This window comes from Pseudomonas sp. FSL R10-2964, assembly GCF_009600035.1.
Classification (GTDB): domain Bacteria; phylum Pseudomonadota; class Gammaproteobacteria; order Pseudomonadales; family Pseudomonadaceae; genus Aquipseudomonas; species Aquipseudomonas bubulae.
Window position 1 is genome coordinate 39,273 of sequence record NZ_WIWH01000025.1, and the last position, 16,247, is coordinate 55,519.

At 58.1% G+C, this 16,247-nt stretch carries 16 protein-coding genes; 2 read left to right on the plus strand and 14 right to left on the minus strand.

Features of this window, described 5'->3' with window-relative positions; genetic code table 11:
• The first annotated feature begins 141 nt into the window (after positions 1-141).
• The gene (locus GHN92_RS15240; RefSeq protein ID WP_165446539.1) at positions 142-1,434 is read left to right on the plus strand and encodes a putative porin; all 1,293 of its coding nucleotides are present in this window, start codon (positions 142-144) and stop codon (positions 1,432-1,434) included.
• Between the two features lie 124 nt (positions 1,435-1,558).
• Here the strand turns inward: GHN92_RS15240 and GHN92_RS15245 are convergent, their stop codons facing one another.
• From GHN92_RS15245 to hrpA, 4 genes are all read right to left on the minus strand, one after another.
• Positions 1,559-1,786 (minus strand): anti-sigma factor, encoded by a 228-nt coding sequence (locus GHN92_RS15245; RefSeq protein ID WP_095002677.1) that lies wholly within the window; start codon positions 1,784-1,786, stop codon positions 1,559-1,561.
• Positions 1,780-2,391, minus strand: coding sequence for an RNA polymerase sigma factor (locus GHN92_RS15250; RefSeq protein WP_095002678.1), 612 nt, complete (start codon positions 2,389-2,391; stop codon positions 1,780-1,782). Before GHN92_RS15250 ends, GHN92_RS15245 begins: the two co-directional genes overlap by 7 nt.
• Positions 2,392-2,528: 137 nt before the next feature.
• Complete coding sequence (locus tag GHN92_RS15255) at positions 2,529-3,650, minus strand: beta-ketoacyl-ACP synthase III (protein WP_095018937.1); 1,122 nt, start codon at positions 3,648-3,650, stop codon at positions 2,529-2,531.
• A gap of 217 nt (positions 3,651-3,867) precedes the next feature.
• Complete coding sequence (gene hrpA, locus GHN92_RS15260) at positions 3,868-7,779, minus strand: ATP-dependent RNA helicase HrpA (protein WP_095018956.1); 3,912 nt, start codon at positions 7,777-7,779, stop codon at positions 3,868-3,870.
• Positions 7,780-7,922: 143 nt separating this feature from the next.
• Between hrpA and GHN92_RS15265 the strand changes: the two genes are divergently transcribed.
• Positions 7,923-8,819, plus strand: a complete 897-nt coding sequence (locus tag GHN92_RS15265; protein WP_133143758.1) for a DMT family transporter — start codon at positions 7,923-7,925, stop codon at positions 8,817-8,819.
• Positions 8,820-8,911: 92 nt separating this feature from the next.
• On the opposite strand, the gene GHN92_RS15270 is transcribed toward GHN92_RS15265, so the two are convergent.
• The 10 genes from GHN92_RS15270 to GHN92_RS15320 form a co-directional block, all read right to left on the minus strand.
• Positions 8,912-9,850 carry an aspartyl/asparaginyl beta-hydroxylase domain-containing protein gene (locus GHN92_RS15270; protein ID WP_088377780.1) on the minus strand — a complete coding sequence of 313 codons (939 nt, stop codon included), beginning with the start codon at positions 9,848-9,850 and terminating at the stop codon, positions 8,912-8,914.
• A 221-nt stretch (positions 9,851-10,071) separates the two neighbouring features.
• Positions 10,072-11,046, minus strand: a complete 975-nt coding sequence (gene cysK / locus GHN92_RS15275; RefSeq protein WP_095002681.1) for a cysteine synthase A — start codon at positions 11,044-11,046, stop codon at positions 10,072-10,074.
• Positions 11,047-11,427: 381 nt separating this feature from the next.
• A complete protein-coding gene (locus GHN92_RS15280) occupies positions 11,428-12,000 on the minus strand; it encodes a recombinase family protein (RefSeq protein ID WP_048377265.1) in 573 nt (190 codons plus the stop codon).
• A gap of 537 nt (positions 12,001-12,537) precedes the next feature.
• Entirely contained in the window at positions 12,538-12,762 is a 225-nt protein-coding gene (locus GHN92_RS15285) for a hypothetical protein (protein WP_048377296.1), read from the minus strand.
• 173 nt (positions 12,763-12,935) lie between these two features.
• The gene (locus tag GHN92_RS15290; RefSeq protein ID WP_130872526.1) at positions 12,936-13,202 is read right to left on the minus strand and encodes a hypothetical protein; all 267 of its coding nucleotides are present in this window, start codon (positions 13,200-13,202) and stop codon (positions 12,936-12,938) included.
• A 40-nt stretch (positions 13,203-13,242) separates the two neighbouring features.
• Positions 13,243-13,602 (minus strand): hypothetical protein, encoded by a 360-nt coding sequence (locus GHN92_RS24190; protein WP_232527687.1) that lies wholly within the window; start codon positions 13,600-13,602, stop codon positions 13,243-13,245.
• Between the two features lie 254 nt (positions 13,603-13,856).
• Positions 13,857-14,801 carry a hypothetical protein gene (locus GHN92_RS24195; protein ID WP_232527688.1) on the minus strand — a complete coding sequence of 315 codons (945 nt, stop codon included), beginning with the start codon at positions 14,799-14,801 and terminating at the stop codon, positions 13,857-13,859.
• Between the two features lie 26 nt (positions 14,802-14,827).
• Positions 14,828-15,088, minus strand: coding sequence for a hypothetical protein (locus tag GHN92_RS15310; protein WP_130872527.1), 261 nt, complete (start codon positions 15,086-15,088; stop codon positions 14,828-14,830).
• 102 nt (positions 15,089-15,190) lie between these two features.
• Positions 15,191-15,529 carry a hypothetical protein gene (locus GHN92_RS15315; RefSeq protein ID WP_130872528.1) on the minus strand — a complete coding sequence of 113 codons (339 nt, stop codon included), beginning with the start codon at positions 15,527-15,529 and terminating at the stop codon, positions 15,191-15,193.
• 466 nt (positions 15,530-15,995) lie between these two features.
• Positions 15,996-16,238, minus strand: coding sequence for a hypothetical protein (locus GHN92_RS15320; protein WP_130872529.1), 243 nt, complete (start codon positions 16,236-16,238; stop codon positions 15,996-15,998).
• Positions 16,239-16,247 lie beyond the last annotated feature (9 nt).

Consider the following 16,247-nt stretch of genomic DNA (forward strand, 5'->3'; position numbering starts at 1 on the left):
ACGCCGCTTCTTAGAACACGGGGTTATGAGCGACCTGTTTGCCAACACGCTCATGACACGCCAAGCCTCGTTAACGTGAGCCCGTAAAGGGCCGATTTTTCTTGGGGTGGCTAGGGCCATCTCAGCACTGGGAGATTCATAATGCGTCTTGTATCTACACGGGTTGCTGCGGGACTGTGTGGTGGCCTGGTATTGGCCATGAGCGTTCCGGCCAGCGCTGCGGTCGATGCCAAACTGCTCGAAATGCTAAAAGCCAACGGCTCTATTTCGCCTGCACAGTACTCCGAGCTGCAAACTGAACTCGCCAGTGAGAATCAAGCCAAGCAAGAAGCTGCCGCCGACCAGGTGAAAAAATCCGATCTCAGTGCCTTCGAACAGAAAGTCGCCTGGGCCGCCAAAACCGAACTCAAGGGGGATGTACGGGTTCGTCAGGAAACCGTCAAGATCGACGGCGAATCCGATGGCAAGAACAAGGACCGCCAACGTATTCGTGCTCGCCTGGGCGCCTATACCGAAATCAACCCGCAGGTGAATACCGGTATCCGTATCGCCACTGGCGGCGGTGACGATGCACGTTCCACCAACCAGGATCTGGACAACTACTTCGACAAGAAGCAACTGTGGCTGGACATGGCGTTCATCGACTACCACCCGACCGCCGTCAAGGACCTGCACCTGATTGCCGGCAAGATGCCACAGCCGTGGGTCAATATGGGCGATGTAATCTGGGATAGCGATATCAACCCGGAAGGTCTGGCCGCCACTTACAAACACAACCTGGGCAACAGCGGCGTCGAAATGTTTGGTAGCGCCGGTTACTACACCCTCAAGGACAACGTTGACGGCGAAGGCGTGCAATTCAAGCACGACCTGAGCCTGTACGCCGGCCAGCTGGGTGCTCGCTTCGCCCCTACCGACAGCCTGAAAGTGACCTTGGGCGGCAGCGTTTACAGCTACAACAACGACAAGGACAGCAAGTGCCCGACCACCGGGACCAAGACCACCCCATGTGCACTCGGCGTCAACGGTAACAGCACTGACGAGTTCCGCCTGTACGAAGGCTTCGGCCAGGTCGATATCGCCAACCTGCCCGTGCCGCTGTCGCTGTACGGCCAATACGTGCATAACGCTGCCACCGACAGCGATCAGGATGATGCCTGGTTGGTGGGTTTCAAATCCAAGCTCAACGCCTTCAGCCTGGACTACAACTACCGCGATATTCAGCGTAACGCCGTGGTCGGCGCTTTCACCGATTCTGACTTCGCCAACGGTACTACCGGTTCCCGCGGTCACAAGTTCAAAGTGGGTTATGAAATCGACAAGAACTTCGGTGTCGGCGTGACCTACTTCCTGACCAAGGCCGACTACGCGACCTCCACCCAGAAAGATGCCAAGGCCAACACCTTGCAGCTGGACCTGGAAGCCAAGTTCTAAAAGAAAGGTTTACTCAATAGACAAAACGCTGAAGTCATTCAGCGTTTTGTGCCGTAAAAGCAGAGCGAGGATGCCGTCGGCCCCCATCACATCCACCGACAGTGTTCTCGTTCATGCCCCGCCATCAGCGCGACTGCTCGCGCATCATTCGCTCAACCGTCTGCTCCAGATCCTCCGGTGGCGGTTCGGGAAGTTTTTGCAACGTGCCCCTCAACAAACGCATTTGCCTGATAAAACGCCTGCAGTTCGGACAGAACAGCAAATGATGGCGTACCAACAACCGCTGACGAAAACTCAGCTGGCCATCCAGATAGTCACTTGAGACCGCTACTTGCTGTTTGCAGGTCAACATTCGCCAGTTTCCTCGAAATGTTCCACGGTCGCGAAGACTTTGAGTCGGGCGCGATGTATCAACACCCGGACATTAGAGAGCGATATCTCAAGAATATTACAAATTTCTTCGAGTTCGAGCCCCTGGCGCTCGCGCAACACCAGCACACTGCTCTGCAACTGCGGCAGACTGAGGAGCGTTTGCTCAAGACATTCGCGCAACTCATCTTCGCTGAGCAATGCGTCAGGGCTGTCCTGATGCCAGGAATAAGGGGCAAGCAACCAGTGGCCATCGCTGGAAAACCGCTCATCGTCGACAGTACCGTGGGGCGAAGGCAAATCGTCGAGCAGCACTTCACGACGATTTTGCTTGTAGCGTTGTTTCGCCGCATTGGCCGTGATGGTCAGCAGCCAGGTTTTCAGGCTCGAACGGCCTTCGAACCCGGACAGGTTGCGCACCACTGACAGCCAGGCGTCCTGAACGATTTCGTCAGCATGGCGATTGCCGACGATCGCATAGGCCACAGCGCGCATGGCACCTTGATAGGTAGTGACCAGCTCGCGGAAGGCCTGTTGCTCGCCGTTAAGCAGACGTTTGAGCAGGTCAGCGTCGTCAACAGTTGCCATGCAGGTCTCCGCAACCGGAAAGTGATTTTTCTGTGTGGGAGCGGGCTTGCTCGCGATAGCATCACCGCAGTTTGCCTGTCAGACCGCGCTGCCTGTATCGCGAGCAAGCCCGCTCCCACCACAAACCAGCTGTGACCTTAGCGTTTACGCAGAATCACGCTGCCAATCGAGTAGCCGGCACCGAACGAGCTGAGCACCGCCAGCGAACCGCTTGGCAAGTCGTCCTGGTACTTGTGGAAGGCAATCACCGAACCGGCCGAACTGGTGTTGGCATAGGTGTCGAGAATCACCGGAGCTTCTTCGACCGAAGCTTCGCGGCCCAACAGCTTGCGCACGATCAGGTGGTTCATGCTCAGGTTGGCCTGATGCAACCAGAAACGTTTGACTTGCGCCACGTCCAGCTGGTTTTCCTGCAGATGCTGGCCGATCAGTTCAGCCACCATCGGGCAGACATCGCGGAAGACCTTGCGCCCTTCTTGTACGAACAGTTTGTCCGGGCTGTCAGCTGGCTCGTCGGATGCACGGTTGAGGAAGCCGAAATTGTTGCGAATATTGTTCGAATACGTAGTCAGCAGTTTAGTGCTGACGATGTCGAACTGGTGTTCGGACGTTGCCAGGTCGGCACGCTCGACCACTATCGCGGTCGCGGCATCGCCAAAGATAAAGTGGCTGTCACGGTCACGGAAATTCAAGTGGCCGGTGCATACTTCAGGGCTGATAAGCAGTACCGCGCGAGCCTGGCCCAACTGGACGCTGTTGCTGGCGGTCTGGATACCGAACGTTGCGGAAGAACAGGCCACGTTCATGTCAAAACCAAAACCCTGAATACCCAGTGCATGTTGCACTTCGATGGCAATGGCCGGGTACGGGCGCTGCAGGTTGGAGCAGGCCACGATCACGCCGTCGATGTCAGCGGCGGTTTTACCCGCGCGTTCCAGCGCTTGTTTGGCAGCGCCAACGGCCATTTCGCAGAGTACCGACATTTCGTCGTTGGAGCGCTCCGGCAAATGCGGGCGCATGCGCTGCGGGTCAAGGATGCCTTCCTTGTCCATCACAAAGCGGCTTTTTATGCCCGAAGCCTTTTCGATAAAGGCGGCGCTGGACTCGGCCAGAGGCTGGATTTCACCGGCCTCGATAGCCACGGCGTGGTCCGCGTTGAACTGTTGTACATAGGTATTGAAAGACTGCACCAGCTCTTCGTTGGAGATGCTGTTGGCCGGGGTGTACAGGCCGGTGCCGCTGATGACGACGTTATGCACGATCGTTCCTCTATTCTGTTCAAGCAGAAGATATTGAAATCGTTTCAGGTACGGATAGCCGCGAAGTTTGCCATAAATGCCAGCATTTGGCGTTATTTACGGATCTTGCAGTAATCCCCCGTGGGAGCTGGCCTGCTCTCGATTGCAGCAACACGGTGCAAATGCATGACCGCGTCGCCTGCATCGCGAGCAAGCCCGCTCCCACAGGACTGCAGGCTCAAGCCTCCACCAAACTCCACTGCTTACTCAGGCGCTTGTCCGAAATCGGCACCTTGGTCCCCAGTTGCTGGCCGAATAACGACACCCGATATTCTTCCAGCCACCAGCGGTACAACTCAAGTTGCGGATCGCGCTTGCCCTCCTGCGCATGCTTGGTCGCACGCGCCTGGTACTGCGCCCACAAACCACTCAGCTCACCACTCCAGACCCGGTCTTTTTGCACCTGGCCCGGCAGTTTTTCAAGACGCATTTCTATCGCCTTGAGGTAGCGCGGCAACTCTTTAAGCCACAAAGCCGGGGTTTCGCGCACAAAACCCGGGTACACCAGATGGCTCAGCTGCTGCTTTATGTCATTCAACGCCACCGCCTGGGCCAGATCGATCTTGCCCTTGAAGCGTTTTTGCAGACCATGCCACAGTTTGAGGATTTCCAGCGTCAGTCTGGCCAGCTTTTCCGCATGTTCGGTCCAGGCTCCGCGCTTGCGCTCGGCAAGCGATGCCAGCCCCGCGCCATCACGGGGTAGTACCGCCTCGCCTTCCAGGATGCAGCTGTCGAGGCTGGCCAGCAGAATGTCCTCCACCAGGCTCTCGACCCGACCCAATTCGCGGTACAAAAGGCCAAGCTCAGTCAACCCTGGCAGCTTGCCACGCAAAAATTTCGCCGGTTCCGCCAGTTGTTGCATCAGCAAACGCTGCAACGCACGGCGATGCTGGAACTCAGCCTCGGCCGGGGTAGAAAAGCGCCCTTCCTTGACCGTATTGCCCTCTTCCACCAGCGCCGGGTAAACCGTCATCGACAGCCCGGCGATCTTCTGCTGGGTTTTCTCCGCCACCGGGGCAAACACCTTGGCCTCGACCGGCTGCTGATTTTTCGCGGTTTGCGGTACGGCCAGTGCTGCCTGACTGGCCTGGGCAAAGCGGGCCGTCAATTCGGCCAGATCACGACCCTCGCCGAGAAACTTGCCGTCGGCGTCGACCACTTCGATATTCATCTTCAGATGATTTTCAACTTGCTGCGCGGCTTGCGCCCAGGCCTCGTCGCTCACCCGAGCGCCGGTCATGCGCAGCAATTCGCGGCCCAGGGTTTGTGGCAATGATCCCTCAGCAAATTCCATGCGCTGCAACGCGGCCTTGACGAAGTCCGGCACCGGCACGAAGTTTTTGCGCAATGCCTTGGGCAAACTGCGCACCAGAGCGATGCATTTGGCTTCTATCATGCCGGGCACCAGCCACTCCATACGTTCCGGCGGCAAAACCGGGAGCAGCGGCGCTGGCACCTTGACCGTCACGCCATCGCGGGGGTGGTTGGGTTCAAAGTGATAGCTGAGCTCCAGGGTCAAATCCCCCAGATGCAACGTGTCAGGGTAATGCATGGCCGTGATTTCGGTGGCTTCGCGGGCCAGCACGTCTTCTTCGCGCATGATCAGCAACTGTGGATCTTTCTGGCTGTTGACCCGATACCAGCTGTCAAATGTCGCGGTCTGATGAATCTCGGCCGGCAGGCGAGCGTCGTAAAACGCGTAGAGGGTTTCTTCATCCGCCAGAATGTCACGGCGCCGGGCCTTGGCCTCCAGTTCGTCGAGTTGTTCAAGCAACTGCGCGTTGGCCGTCAGGCATTTGGCCCGCGACTGAATTTCGCCACGCACCAGCCCTTCACGGATAAACAGCTCGCGGGACAGCACCGGGTCAATCGGCCCGTAATGCACGGCACGGCGACCGACCACGATCAGGCCGAACAGGGTGATCTGCTCATAGGCCACCACCTGCCCGCGCTTCTTCTCCCAATGGGGCTCGAAATAGTTCTTTTTCACCAGATGCCCGGCCAGCGGTTCGATCCAGTCCGGCTCGATCTTGGCCACCATCCGCGCATACAATTTGGTCGTTTCTACCAGCTCGGCAGTCATCAGCCACTGCGGACGCTTTTTACCCAGCCCCGAAGACGGATGGATCCAGAACCGCCGCTGGCGCGCCCCGAGGTAATCTCCGTCCTCGGTTTTTTGCCCGATCTGGCTCAGCAACCCCGACAGCACAGCCTTGTGCAGCTTTGCATAATCGGCCGGTTCCTGATTGACCGTGAGCTGCATATCGCGACAGATCAGGCTCAATTGACGGTGGGAATCACGCCACTCGCGCAACCGCAGGTAGTTGAGGAAGTTCTTGCGACACCAGTTGCGCAGCGGGCTGGCCGTCAGCGCCTGGCGCTGCTCCTCAAAACCGCGCCATACGTTGATCAGACCGGCAAAGTCAGAGTCGACATCTTTCCATTGCGCGTGGGCCTGATCTGCCGCTTGTTGACGTTCCGGCGGACGTTCACGCGGGTCTTGCACCGACATCGCACTGGCGACGATCAATACTTCCTGCAAACTGCCGAGCTTGGCGGCTTCGAGCAACATACGGCCCATGCGCGGATCCACCGGCAGGCGGGCCAACTGACGGCCCAGCGGTGTGAGCTGATTTTCGCGGTTAACCGCCGACAGTTCTTGCAGCAGATTGAAACCGTCGGTGATTGCCTTGCCGTCCGGCGGCTCAATAAACGGAAACGCGGTGATTTCGCCCAGGCGCAGGTGCAGCATTTGCAGGATGACTGCCGCAAGGTTGGTACGAAGAATCTCAGGATCGGTAAACTCCGGGCGACCGTTAAAATCTTCTTCGGCATACAGGCGCACGCAGATACCCGGCTCGACCCGGCCACAACGACCCTTGCGCTGGTTGGCGCTGGCCTGGGAAATCGCTTCTATCGGCAGGCGCTGGACCTTGGCCCGGTAGCTGTATCGGCTGATGCGCGCCGTGCCGCTGTCAATCACGTAACGGATGCCCGGCACAGTCAATGACGTTTCCGCTACGTTGGTGGCCAGCACCACACGGCGGCCCGGGTGCGACTGGAAAATCCGCTGCTGTTCGGCAGGCGACAACCGCGCATACAACGGCAGGATCTCGGTGTGCTTGAGTTGCGCCTTGCGCAGCATGTCGGCGGCATCGCGGATTTCCCGCTCGCCTGGTAAAAATACCAGCACATCGCCGGGGCTTTTACGCTCACTGCGCTCGAACGCGGCAATCTCGTCCAGGGTGGCAATTATGGCCTGGTCGACGCTCAGGTCTTCTTCAACGTTGTTGCCCTCTTCGTCCTGCTGGGAGGTCAACGGGCGATACCAGGTCTCGACCGGAAAGGTACGGCCCGACACTTCGACAATGGGCGCGTCATTGAAGTGTTTGGAGAAACGCTCAAGATCGATGGTTGCCGAGGTGATGATGACCTTCAAATCGGGACGACGGGGCAGCAGGATCTTCAGATAACCGAGCAAAAAGTCGATGTTCAGGCTGCGCTCGTGGGCTTCGTCGACGATGATCGTGTCATAGCGTTCGAGATAGCGGTCGTGCTGGGTTTCGGCCAGCAGGATACCGTCGGTCATCAGCTTGATCAGGGTATTGGAATCGCTCTGATCCTCAAACCGCACCTGATAGCCGACCAGCGCACCCAGCGGCGTGCCCAGCTCTTCAGCCACCCGGCTGGCCACACTGCGGGCGGCGATGCGGCGCGGTTGGGTATGGCCGATCAGGCCGTGCTGCCCACGGCCGATTTCAAGGCAGATCTTCGGTAACTGGGTGGTTTTGCCCGAGCCGGTTTCACCGGCCAGGATCAGCACCTGATGCTTGAGCAGCGCGGCCTTGATCTCGTCCCGCTTGGCCGCGATCGGCAGATTTTCGTCATAGCGAACCTGCGGCACACTGGCCGCCCGCGCTGCCACCTGCGCGCACGACGCCTGCACCCGCTCGGCCCAGGCGGCCAGCTTGGCGTCGTCAGGCTTTTTGCGCAGCTCATGCAATTGCCGGCGCAGCTTGTGGCGGTCGGCAATCATGGCTTGATCGAGGTTTTTCAACAGTTGGTCGATAGCAGGCGATTCGTCAGTCATCAGGTGCGCAGAATTCTTCGTAAATGCAGGGGGCGGATTGTCGCAGATTTGGACGCTCATGCACGAATCTGTAGGAATTAGCGCGTTGTCTTGTCCGCTGCATCCCCTACACTGCCCGCCTTGAAACTTGTAAGGAAAATCCCGTGAGACTTGTCGATTTGCTGCGCATGCTGTCGCTGGCAGGCATTTGGGGCGCCAGCTTTCTGTTTATGCGGATCATTGCACCGGTACTCGGGACCATCCCGACAGCTTTTTTCCGGGTTTCCATCGCAGCAACCGGTCTGGTGGTGATTCTGGCGCTGATGCGCGTGCGCTGGGATTTCGGCGGCAAACTCAAGGTAATCCTGATACTGGGGGTTATCAACTCCGGGGTACCGGCCACGCTGTATTCGGTGGCGGCCCAGGTGTTGCCTGCCGGTTACTCATCGATTTTCAACGCCACCACACCGTTGATGGGCGTATTGATCGGCGGTCTGTTTTTCAGCGAAAAATTGACCCTGACCAAACTGGCCGGGGTGTTTCTGGGCTTGCTCGGTGTAGGCATTTTGACCCGTGCCGGGCCGGTTGCTTTCAATCTGGACTTGCTGATGGGCGCCCTCGCCTGTCTGCTGGCCACCACCTTTTATGGATTTGCCGGCTTTTTGGCACGCCGCTGGCTGGATCAGCAAGGCGGTCTCGACCCTCGTCTTTCGGCACTGGGCAGTATGCTCGGGGCTACTTTGTTCCTGCTGCCGCTGTTCGGGCTGAGTGTGATCAATCAGCCACCGGTCAGTTGGGGCGGGACGAGTGTCTGGTTATCGTTGCTGGGTCTGGGGCTGGTGTGTACGGCGTTTGCCTATATCCTGTACTTCCGCTTGCTGACCAGCATTGGCCCGGTCAAATCCATGACCGTGACCTTTATGATCCCGCCGTTTGGCGTGCTGTGGGGCGCGCTGTTTCTGGGCGAGCCGCTGTCGATGGCGCACCTGTACGGAGGTCTGCTGATCGCCGTGGCGCTGTGGCTGGTGCTCAAGCCCGGGGCAATGGCAGCGTCCAAATAATCACATGCCGTGGTGGGGTTTTGGCAGGCAATTGACATAAAAAATCCAAAAAAAACCGCTCTCGAGAGAGCGGTTTTTTGTGTCTGATGCAATCAGCCAAACAACCAGCGCCACAGCAGTATCAGTACCAGCACCGCCAATATCGGCCGGGCGATACGATAAAGTTTGGGATTGCGGCGCTTCCACTGTTTGACCACGCCACTGAAGCGGTCACTGAAGGTTTTGCTCCAGGCGTAGGCCTTGTTGATCCCGCCAACGCGTTCGTCGTCCAGGTTCTGCGGCGCAGTCGCCTTACCCAGTTGCGCGCTGACCCAACGGTTGATACGGGTCATCAGCGGGCTGGTCAATGGCCGCTCGATATCGCAAAACAGAATGACGCGGGTGATATCGGTTTCGTTCTTGACCCAGTGCACGTAAGTCTCGTCGAACATCACGTCTTCACCATCACGCCAGGCGTATTCCTCGCCATCGACAAAGATGCGGCAAGCGTCGGAGTTGGGGGTCGACAGGCCCAGGTGATAACGCAGTGATCCGGCAAACGGGTCGCGGTGCGGGTTGAGGTGGCTACCGCCCGGCAACAGGGCAAACATCGCACCTTTGACGTTGGGGATGCTGTTGACCAATTCAACGGTTTTGGGGCACAGCAATTCAGCCGATGGCAGCGCCTTGTCGTACCACTTGAGGTAAAAGCGCTTCCAGCCCTTTTTGAAGAACGAACCGAAGCCTGCGTCGTTGTTCTTCTCGGCGGCGCGTATATAGCCCTCATCGAACAAGTGCATGGCTTCTTCGCGGATCGCTTGCCAGTTGTCCTTGAGCACATCCAGCTCGGGGAACTTGCTGCGGTCCAGGTACGGCTTGGACGGTACCCCGGAGAACAGGTACATCAGGGCGTTGTAGGGCGCAAAGAACGCGGAGTGGTTGACGAATTGGCGCAACACCGGCAACCGTGCCTTGCCGCGCAGGTGCACGTAAAGAATGCTGCCGACAAATAACAGTATGAGCCCTGCCTTAATGGCGAAGGATAAGGTCATGCAACAACTCCTCAAAAATACCGTGCAGCATCAATAGCCCGATGTAGCAGCAGGCCATGATAAACACTACAGGCGTAGGACAAAACCCACGAATCCAAATAATCAGTATTAAGTCTTACGCAACAGCAGGCTGATTATTCAGAAACTTGGGCATTAGCCACTTGATTTGAGTCAGTTGCACAAACTCTGCGGGGAACGGGCGCGCCACCCCCCGCACAATGTTACGGGTGCAATTCCTGCTCGCTGAACAGGTCGCTGAACAGGAAGCTCGACAGATAACGCTCGCCCGAATCGGGGAGGATCACAACGATGGTCTTGCCTTGCATTTCCGGGGTTTCCGCCAGTCGCACCGCCACGGCCATCGCTGCACCGCAGGAGATGCCGCACAGGATGCCCTCTTCCTGCATCAGGCGCAGGGCCATGGCCTTGGATTCGTCATCGCTGACCAGTTCGACCTTGTCGACGATCGACAGATCAAGGTTTTTGGGGACGAAACCGGCACCGATGCCCTGGATCTTGTGCGGTGAAGGCTTGATTTCTTCCCCGGCCAACGCCTGGGTGATCACCGGCGAGGTGATGGGCTCGACGGCCACCGACAGAATCGGCTTGCCCTGGGTGTGCTTGATGTAGCGCGAAACCCCGGTGATCGTGCCGCCGGTGCCGACGCCAGAAACCAGTACATCAACGCCGCCATCGGTGTCGTTCCAGATTTCCGGGCCGGTGGTTTTTTCGTGGATCGCGGGGTTGGCCGGGTTCTCAAACTGCTGCGGCATAAAATACCTGGCCGGGTCGCTGGCCTGAATTTCTGCGGCTTTGTCGATCGCGCCCTTCATGCCCTTGGCCGGCTCGGTCAAGACCAGCTCGGCACCCAGCGCCTTGAGTACCTTGCGCCGCTCGATGCTCATCGATGACGGCATGGTCAGCATCAATTTGTAACCACGCGCCGCTGCGACAAACGCCAGGCCGATCCCCGTGTTCCCCGACGTAGGCTCGATGATGGTCATGCCCGGCTTGAGTACGCCACGGCTTTCGGCATCCCAGATCATGTTGGCGCCAATCCGGCATTTAACTGAATAACCGGGGTTGCGGCCTTCGATCTTGGCCAGGATGGTCACGCCGCGCGGCGCAATGCTGTTGATCTGGACTAAAGGCGTGTTGCCGATGGATTGGGCGTTGTCTGCATAAATGCGGCTCATGGCGGGGTCCTTGTGCACCTTTTGGGAAGATCCCAAGGGTAGGCCTCACGCTGACATGCGTCCAGTCATGGCGTGACGCCTCATTCAGGGACTTAACAAGAGGAAAGATGTTCGCCCCAATAAACACGGGCTTTCAGCGGCATTTGGTGCATCTGCCCGCACTGTGCGCACCGGTCGCGTGTCGCACCAGAACCGCTCCCGGTGCGTGCACACAAGATTGCTTGCTGGGGGTGCACAGTGGTCTGACCGAGAGCCCGCACTCAAAGGGAATGCTCTCGCACCGTCCGGCTCTCTCGTTGGTTCAGCCGGTGCACAGTAGTGCCTTAATCGGGTGTGCTCACTCCTTGAAGTGAACACGTCAAAGTTCGGCTCTTGGCTCCATCAGGCTGCGACATTCCAATGCCGCTTCACAGTGGCAAGGCTGATGCCAAGCGCGGTAGCCGTCCGCGATTGACTCACGCCAGCGGCCTTCTGAGCCTGCACAGCCGACGTGGTGCCAGTAGCCGCAGGTCGACCTAGAGTCTTGCCCTCTGCCTTTGCACGCTCAAGCCCAGCCTGAGTACGCTCAATCAGCAGGTCACGCTCGAACTCAGCGACAGCAGCGAGCACCTGCATCGTCATTTTGCCCGCTGCACTTGTCAGGTCTACACCGCCCAAGGCGAGGCAATGCACACGAACACCCATCGCATCCAGTCGCTCTACTGTGCTGCGCACGTCCATTGCGTTACGACCCAGACGGTCGAGCTTGGTCACAATAAGCACATCTGTACTCTCCATGCGCTCTAGCAGCTTCATGAACCCCGGACGCTCAGCAGCAGAAGTGCTGCCTGAGATCGTCTCTTGTACGACGCGCTGGGGTTGCACGTCAAAGCCAGCATTGTGTACCTCCAAGACTTGGTTAGCAGTGGTCTGGTCAGTGGTCGATACTCGGGCATACAGGAAGGTACGGCTCATGCTGTGTCTCCAGCGCTAGTGTCATCTAATGTGGTGTCAAGATACGCTAGTGTCACTTAATCGTAAAGCACGTTTTATGACACCAGCTTTAAACACTGACAGACGGTAGCACCTAACGGACGTTTAATGACACCTAACAGCTACCAGCCATTCAGGCCACCATGCAGCAGCACGTCCCACAGAGACCTAGGGTGATACTGTGATGACGCAAAGGAGGGTCAGCACAGCAGGCTGATGGCAGCATCGCACGGTGTTGTACGTGGCAGCACCGCATCCTCTCGACGCGCTGCGCAGTGCGTGAGGCTTCCAGAAACGCGAGCACGATGCTTCAAGGCGCGATGCGCAGGCGCAGGATGTGCGCGACCAACACCGCAGGCCCGCGCAGGATCAGTACGCCCGCTCGCGCCTGAGCCCGCGCGTTAAGGAGCCACCGGCAGGACCGGCATGGGGGCGAGGCTGTGCTTTCAGTGGAGGGACCCTCTCGCGTGAATATAATAATTTTAGGTTTCAGCCAGAGGCCAAAAAGGGAAGCAGCCTTTAGGCCACTTCCAGATGTTGCTGTGAATGCCGGTGTAAATGCTGCTCTAGCAGTTCGATCTGTTCAGCACGCTCGGCGTGTTCCATAAGGATTTCACGGACAACCCAAGCGGGGACAGTCAGAAGCTGCATGTCCCAGTGCATGAACCCACCGAGGTCGGTGCCTTCCCAGTCAACGATTACCGGCAGGTGATAATTCCTAGGCCAGATGCAATGCTGAGCCATGCTCTTATCATGCGGCCACGTAATCTCAATCGGGCAGCCAGCCACCACGCTTGGAAGACAATTCACCACGTACCGCAAGCCGCTGGGTGAAGTGTCAGACAGGACGTACTCGTCTTGCCAAGGTTTGATCACAGGGGCCTTGCTTCGGGCCTCGACCTTTGTCCGGGCGCGGCTCATGCCACCTCCACACTGGCCTCGGTTCTAACCCGCTCGCGATGCAAGGCAACCAGCACATCCATGGCGAGGTACTTCTCCCCGTTCAAGGTGACGACGTATGTTCCGGTGTTTGTTGGGCCACCGGCAACATCTCCAGCTTCACGGCTACGAGTGCCGGTGCAGCCGTTCCAGCGATTCCAGCGCAGCCCACTTGGGCTAGATAGGTCAGGGCTGAATGCTTCGGTGAAGGTGCTCAGGATCTTACGAGTGATTTTAGCTTTCATTTGACTCTCCAATACAGGCAGCCCACCGTATTGGCGGGCTTTAAGTTTGTTTGGGTTTAGGTGCTGCAAGGGCTTGGGCGATGCTTCGAACTAACAGCACCAGCTCGCGGTCGATCTCCAACAACGGAGCAAGGGCGGCACGGGACAGTTCAGGATCGCCGGACAGCAGCGCATCCACAGCAAGCATCAGTGTCTCGGTGTCGAGCTGAACGCTCCCAGCGCGCAGCACACAACCATCAGAGAGGTGGTGCCGCCCGACGACTACTGGCCCCAAGCGGTTCAGAATGGCTTTCTGATCCAGCAGGCGCTGGGTCCGCAGGTGGCGCTGCTGCCAGTTGTCGGAGGCTGCATCGTCCTTCGGCACGTACACCACCTGCCCGTCGGGCAAGGTCTTGAACACACTTGGTACGCGGGCACCATTGCAGGCCCGGCAAGTCAGGTTCCGGGTGTGTCGCTCGCTCCCACCGCAATCAGTGCAGCACCAGCCAGGGTCGATGAAAGTCCTAGCGCCCGACATAACAGCGGTGTACCGGGCTGGCTTCATGCTCCGCATGCTTTGCAATCTCGACTCATATCCCGGATACCCGAGGCGCATCTTTATCAAGTCGTCAGCAGAGGGATGTTGCCCACGCCGAAGCGCAGGCTGTTCAATGATCACAACAGGGCCTGCAACTTGTCAGCGAAACCACCACCAGTAACTGCGGGGGCTAGTCGCGCTGCTTGCGAACACTCACGGGCGATACGTCGGCGGTCTTCAATCGCACGATCTTGACCAGCAGTGCAGGCCTCGACAGGCATCCAAATCTGGCCCACGTATTTGCTCAGTACCCAGCCACGGCCCGGTTGAACTTCCACGTTGTAGCTGGCGCCGGTAGTCGCGGTGCCGTGCCCTTCAAAGGTCACAGTTCCACGAGACTTGCAGGCCCCGGCCCATGCATCAGCAATTGCACGCCAGTCTTTGCCACGCCCAGCCACCAGTGCAGGGACGTTCACACCGGGGCCAGCAAGGTTCTGAGCCATACCGGCGCGATCAGTGTCCACCAGCTCAAGTAGGAACTTGAACTCAGCCGCGCTCAGGGACTTCGATGCGTCGATAGCGGCCAACTCACCGACAGCGGCAACCTGCAAACGGCTCTGCCAATCCTTGTGCACCTCAGCGGCAGCAGTGCGCTCACGCATGGACAACTCAACGTATCGGTTTAGTTGCAACTTGTGTAATGCATGCGCAGCGAACACCCGCACCGCGTACTCAATATCTTGAACAGTCTTGATGTCGTCACCCGCAGCCTTGCGCAAGTCTTCACTCATCTGCCCACCTTTGGTGCGGAAGTGGTACGACACTGGCTCACCAGCACTAATACCGGCTGCGTACAGCACACGAGATGGAAGCGCAGAGCTTACGGTGCAATCCAGAACGGCTTGCGCTTGAGCCAGCAGATCAGCCAGCGCAGGGACAGGTGGGGCAACTGGCGAGGCGCTTGGGACGATGGTTAGTGCCACAGCCTCCACAGCGGCATCTCCCGCTGTAATCGGGGCCATTAGATCGGCATCGGATAAGCGAGCGAATTGTTCAGCGGTCGGGGTTTTAGAAGCGGTCATAGTGGGTCTCCTTAATTAATGGCGTGTTATTCGGTTGGTGCGTCGCGGTATGCCTGAGCGAATGACTGGGCCGTTTCGCTTGAGTCGGCATCGATGCCGCTGTTCTGGAAGTAATAAGCAGCCAGAGCCAAGTCGCCTCGGGTCAGGTCTTTGCCGTCGAGGATTTGAGCGATCTCGGTCTCATATTTCGCCTTCAAGGCAAGGCGCGACGAACTGCGTAAATGGCTGGTAAGGAACTCCAAACGGGTCCTCTCGTGGTACGACAAGCTGGAGTTTTTGGTAGCCATGGGTCGGCCTCCTTGTTCAGGTGATTAGATTCGATTGGTTTATGCAGCAGAGGTCGGCAGATCGGCGTAAGGACAGCCGGAGCCAGGATGAAACTGTGACGGTTACTTCTTGAGTTCTTCAGCCATCTCCAGCAACAACCCGACCACAGCCCAGAGCGGCCAAGTGGGATTCATATCGGCAAAGGTGCGGAATGACTTGCAGCCCGTGACTTCGGTGATCTGTTCAAGTGTGATGCCGAGGCCCAAGGCGTACCGGCGTACGCCACCAGCAGTGGCTGGCAAATACCACAATGGAAGACGGAACCCAGCAGCAGCGGCCAGCTCACGCCAGCGAGGGGCATCTGAGAAGTCGAGTTTAAGGTTCTTGCGTGCGTGATCCTGAGCGGCAAGTCGGGTAGCTGCTGCTTTCTCAGGATTGGATTGAACTGATTGAACTTGCATTGTGTAGCCTCCATAACGTTGGGGACGGACACACACTGGGACGGATCTACGGACGCAAGGAATCGCGCCAGTGCTGAACTAACCCAGTCGGGTTGCTCAATCGATAGCGTTGATTCTGCGTCTGGATTAGCCGTACGAAGGCGGGTATCGATCGAAGTGCACGGGTGCGGGTGCAGCGGGTTTGAATCAGGAATACGTCAGTTGGTGAGGCTGGCGGTTGGAACGGTTGAAACAACATCCAGAAGATGCAGTTAAGCCGACCCGGTAGGGTAGCCAGGGTTACAGGGCTATCGTGGTTTTAAGGCGTGAAATCACCGTACGAACACGGGTTTCATTCGATAAGCCGCGTGGGGTTGAGGTGCAGCGGAATAGGTTGCCAGCGTCCACGAAGGAGAGCGCGTCACTGGCGGCTGTACTCGATGACCAATCGAACACAGCGGGGAAACAGGCCGACTAATCGGCGGGGTTATTCGTCTTCTTCATCATCGTCTAGGTTGCCTTCGTGGTACCGGCGCAGCCAGTACGCCTCAGGCGTCTCGTATGGCGCCTCTTGAATCCACCGCTGTACATCGGCGAGGGGCTCGCCTAGATCGGAGGCGATAGCAGCAGGCTGCATACCTTCGTGCGCCATGCGGCGAGCTTGGTGCTGGGGCATCAGCTCGGAGTCGTCACATATCACAGACCCATCAGGCAAGGTGATTATGCTCATTGTCTATCC

Excerpts from the sequence above, each read along its gene's own strand:
- GHN92_RS15240 (WP_165446539.1), top strand. The coding sequence starts at position 142 with ATGCGTCTTGTATCTACACGGGTTGCTGCGGGACTGTGTGGTGGCCTG.
- GHN92_RS15245 (WP_095002677.1), bottom strand. The coding sequence starts at position 1,786 with ATGTTGACCTGCAAACAGCAAGTAGCGGTCTCAAGTGACTATCTGGAT.
- GHN92_RS15250 (WP_095002678.1), bottom strand. The coding sequence starts at position 2,391 with ATGGCAACTGTTGACGACGCTGACCTGCTCAAACGTCTGCTTAACGGC.
- hrpA (WP_095018956.1), bottom strand. The coding sequence starts at position 7,779 with ATGACTGACGAATCGCCTGCTATCGACCAACTGTTGAAAAACCTCGAT.
- GHN92_RS15270 (WP_088377780.1), bottom strand. The coding sequence starts at position 9,850 with ATGACCTTATCCTTCGCCATTAAGGCAGGGCTCATACTGTTATTTGTC.
- cysK (WP_095002681.1), bottom strand. The coding sequence starts at position 11,046 with ATGAGCCGCATTTATGCAGACAACGCCCAATCCATCGGCAACACGCCT.
- GHN92_RS15280 (WP_048377265.1), bottom strand. The coding sequence starts at position 12,000 with ATGAGCCGTACCTTCCTGTATGCCCGAGTATCGACCACTGACCAGACC.
- GHN92_RS15285 (WP_048377296.1), bottom strand. The coding sequence starts at position 12,762 with ATGGCTCAGCATTGCATCTGGCCTAGGAATTATCACCTGCCGGTAATC.
- GHN92_RS15290 (WP_130872526.1), bottom strand. The coding sequence starts at position 13,202 with ATGAAAGCTAAAATCACTCGTAAGATCCTGAGCACCTTCACCGAAGCA.
- GHN92_RS24195 (WP_232527688.1), bottom strand. The coding sequence starts at position 14,801 with ATGACCGCTTCTAAAACCCCGACCGCTGAACAATTCGCTCGCTTATCC.
- GHN92_RS15310 (WP_130872527.1), bottom strand. The coding sequence starts at position 15,088 with ATGGCTACCAAAAACTCCAGCTTGTCGTACCACGAGAGGACCCGTTTG.
- GHN92_RS15315 (WP_130872528.1), bottom strand. The coding sequence starts at position 15,529 with ATGCAAGTTCAATCAGTTCAATCCAATCCTGAGAAAGCAGCAGCTACC.
- GHN92_RS15320 (WP_130872529.1), bottom strand. The coding sequence starts at position 16,238 with ATGAGCATAATCACCTTGCCTGATGGGTCTGTGATATGTGACGACTCC.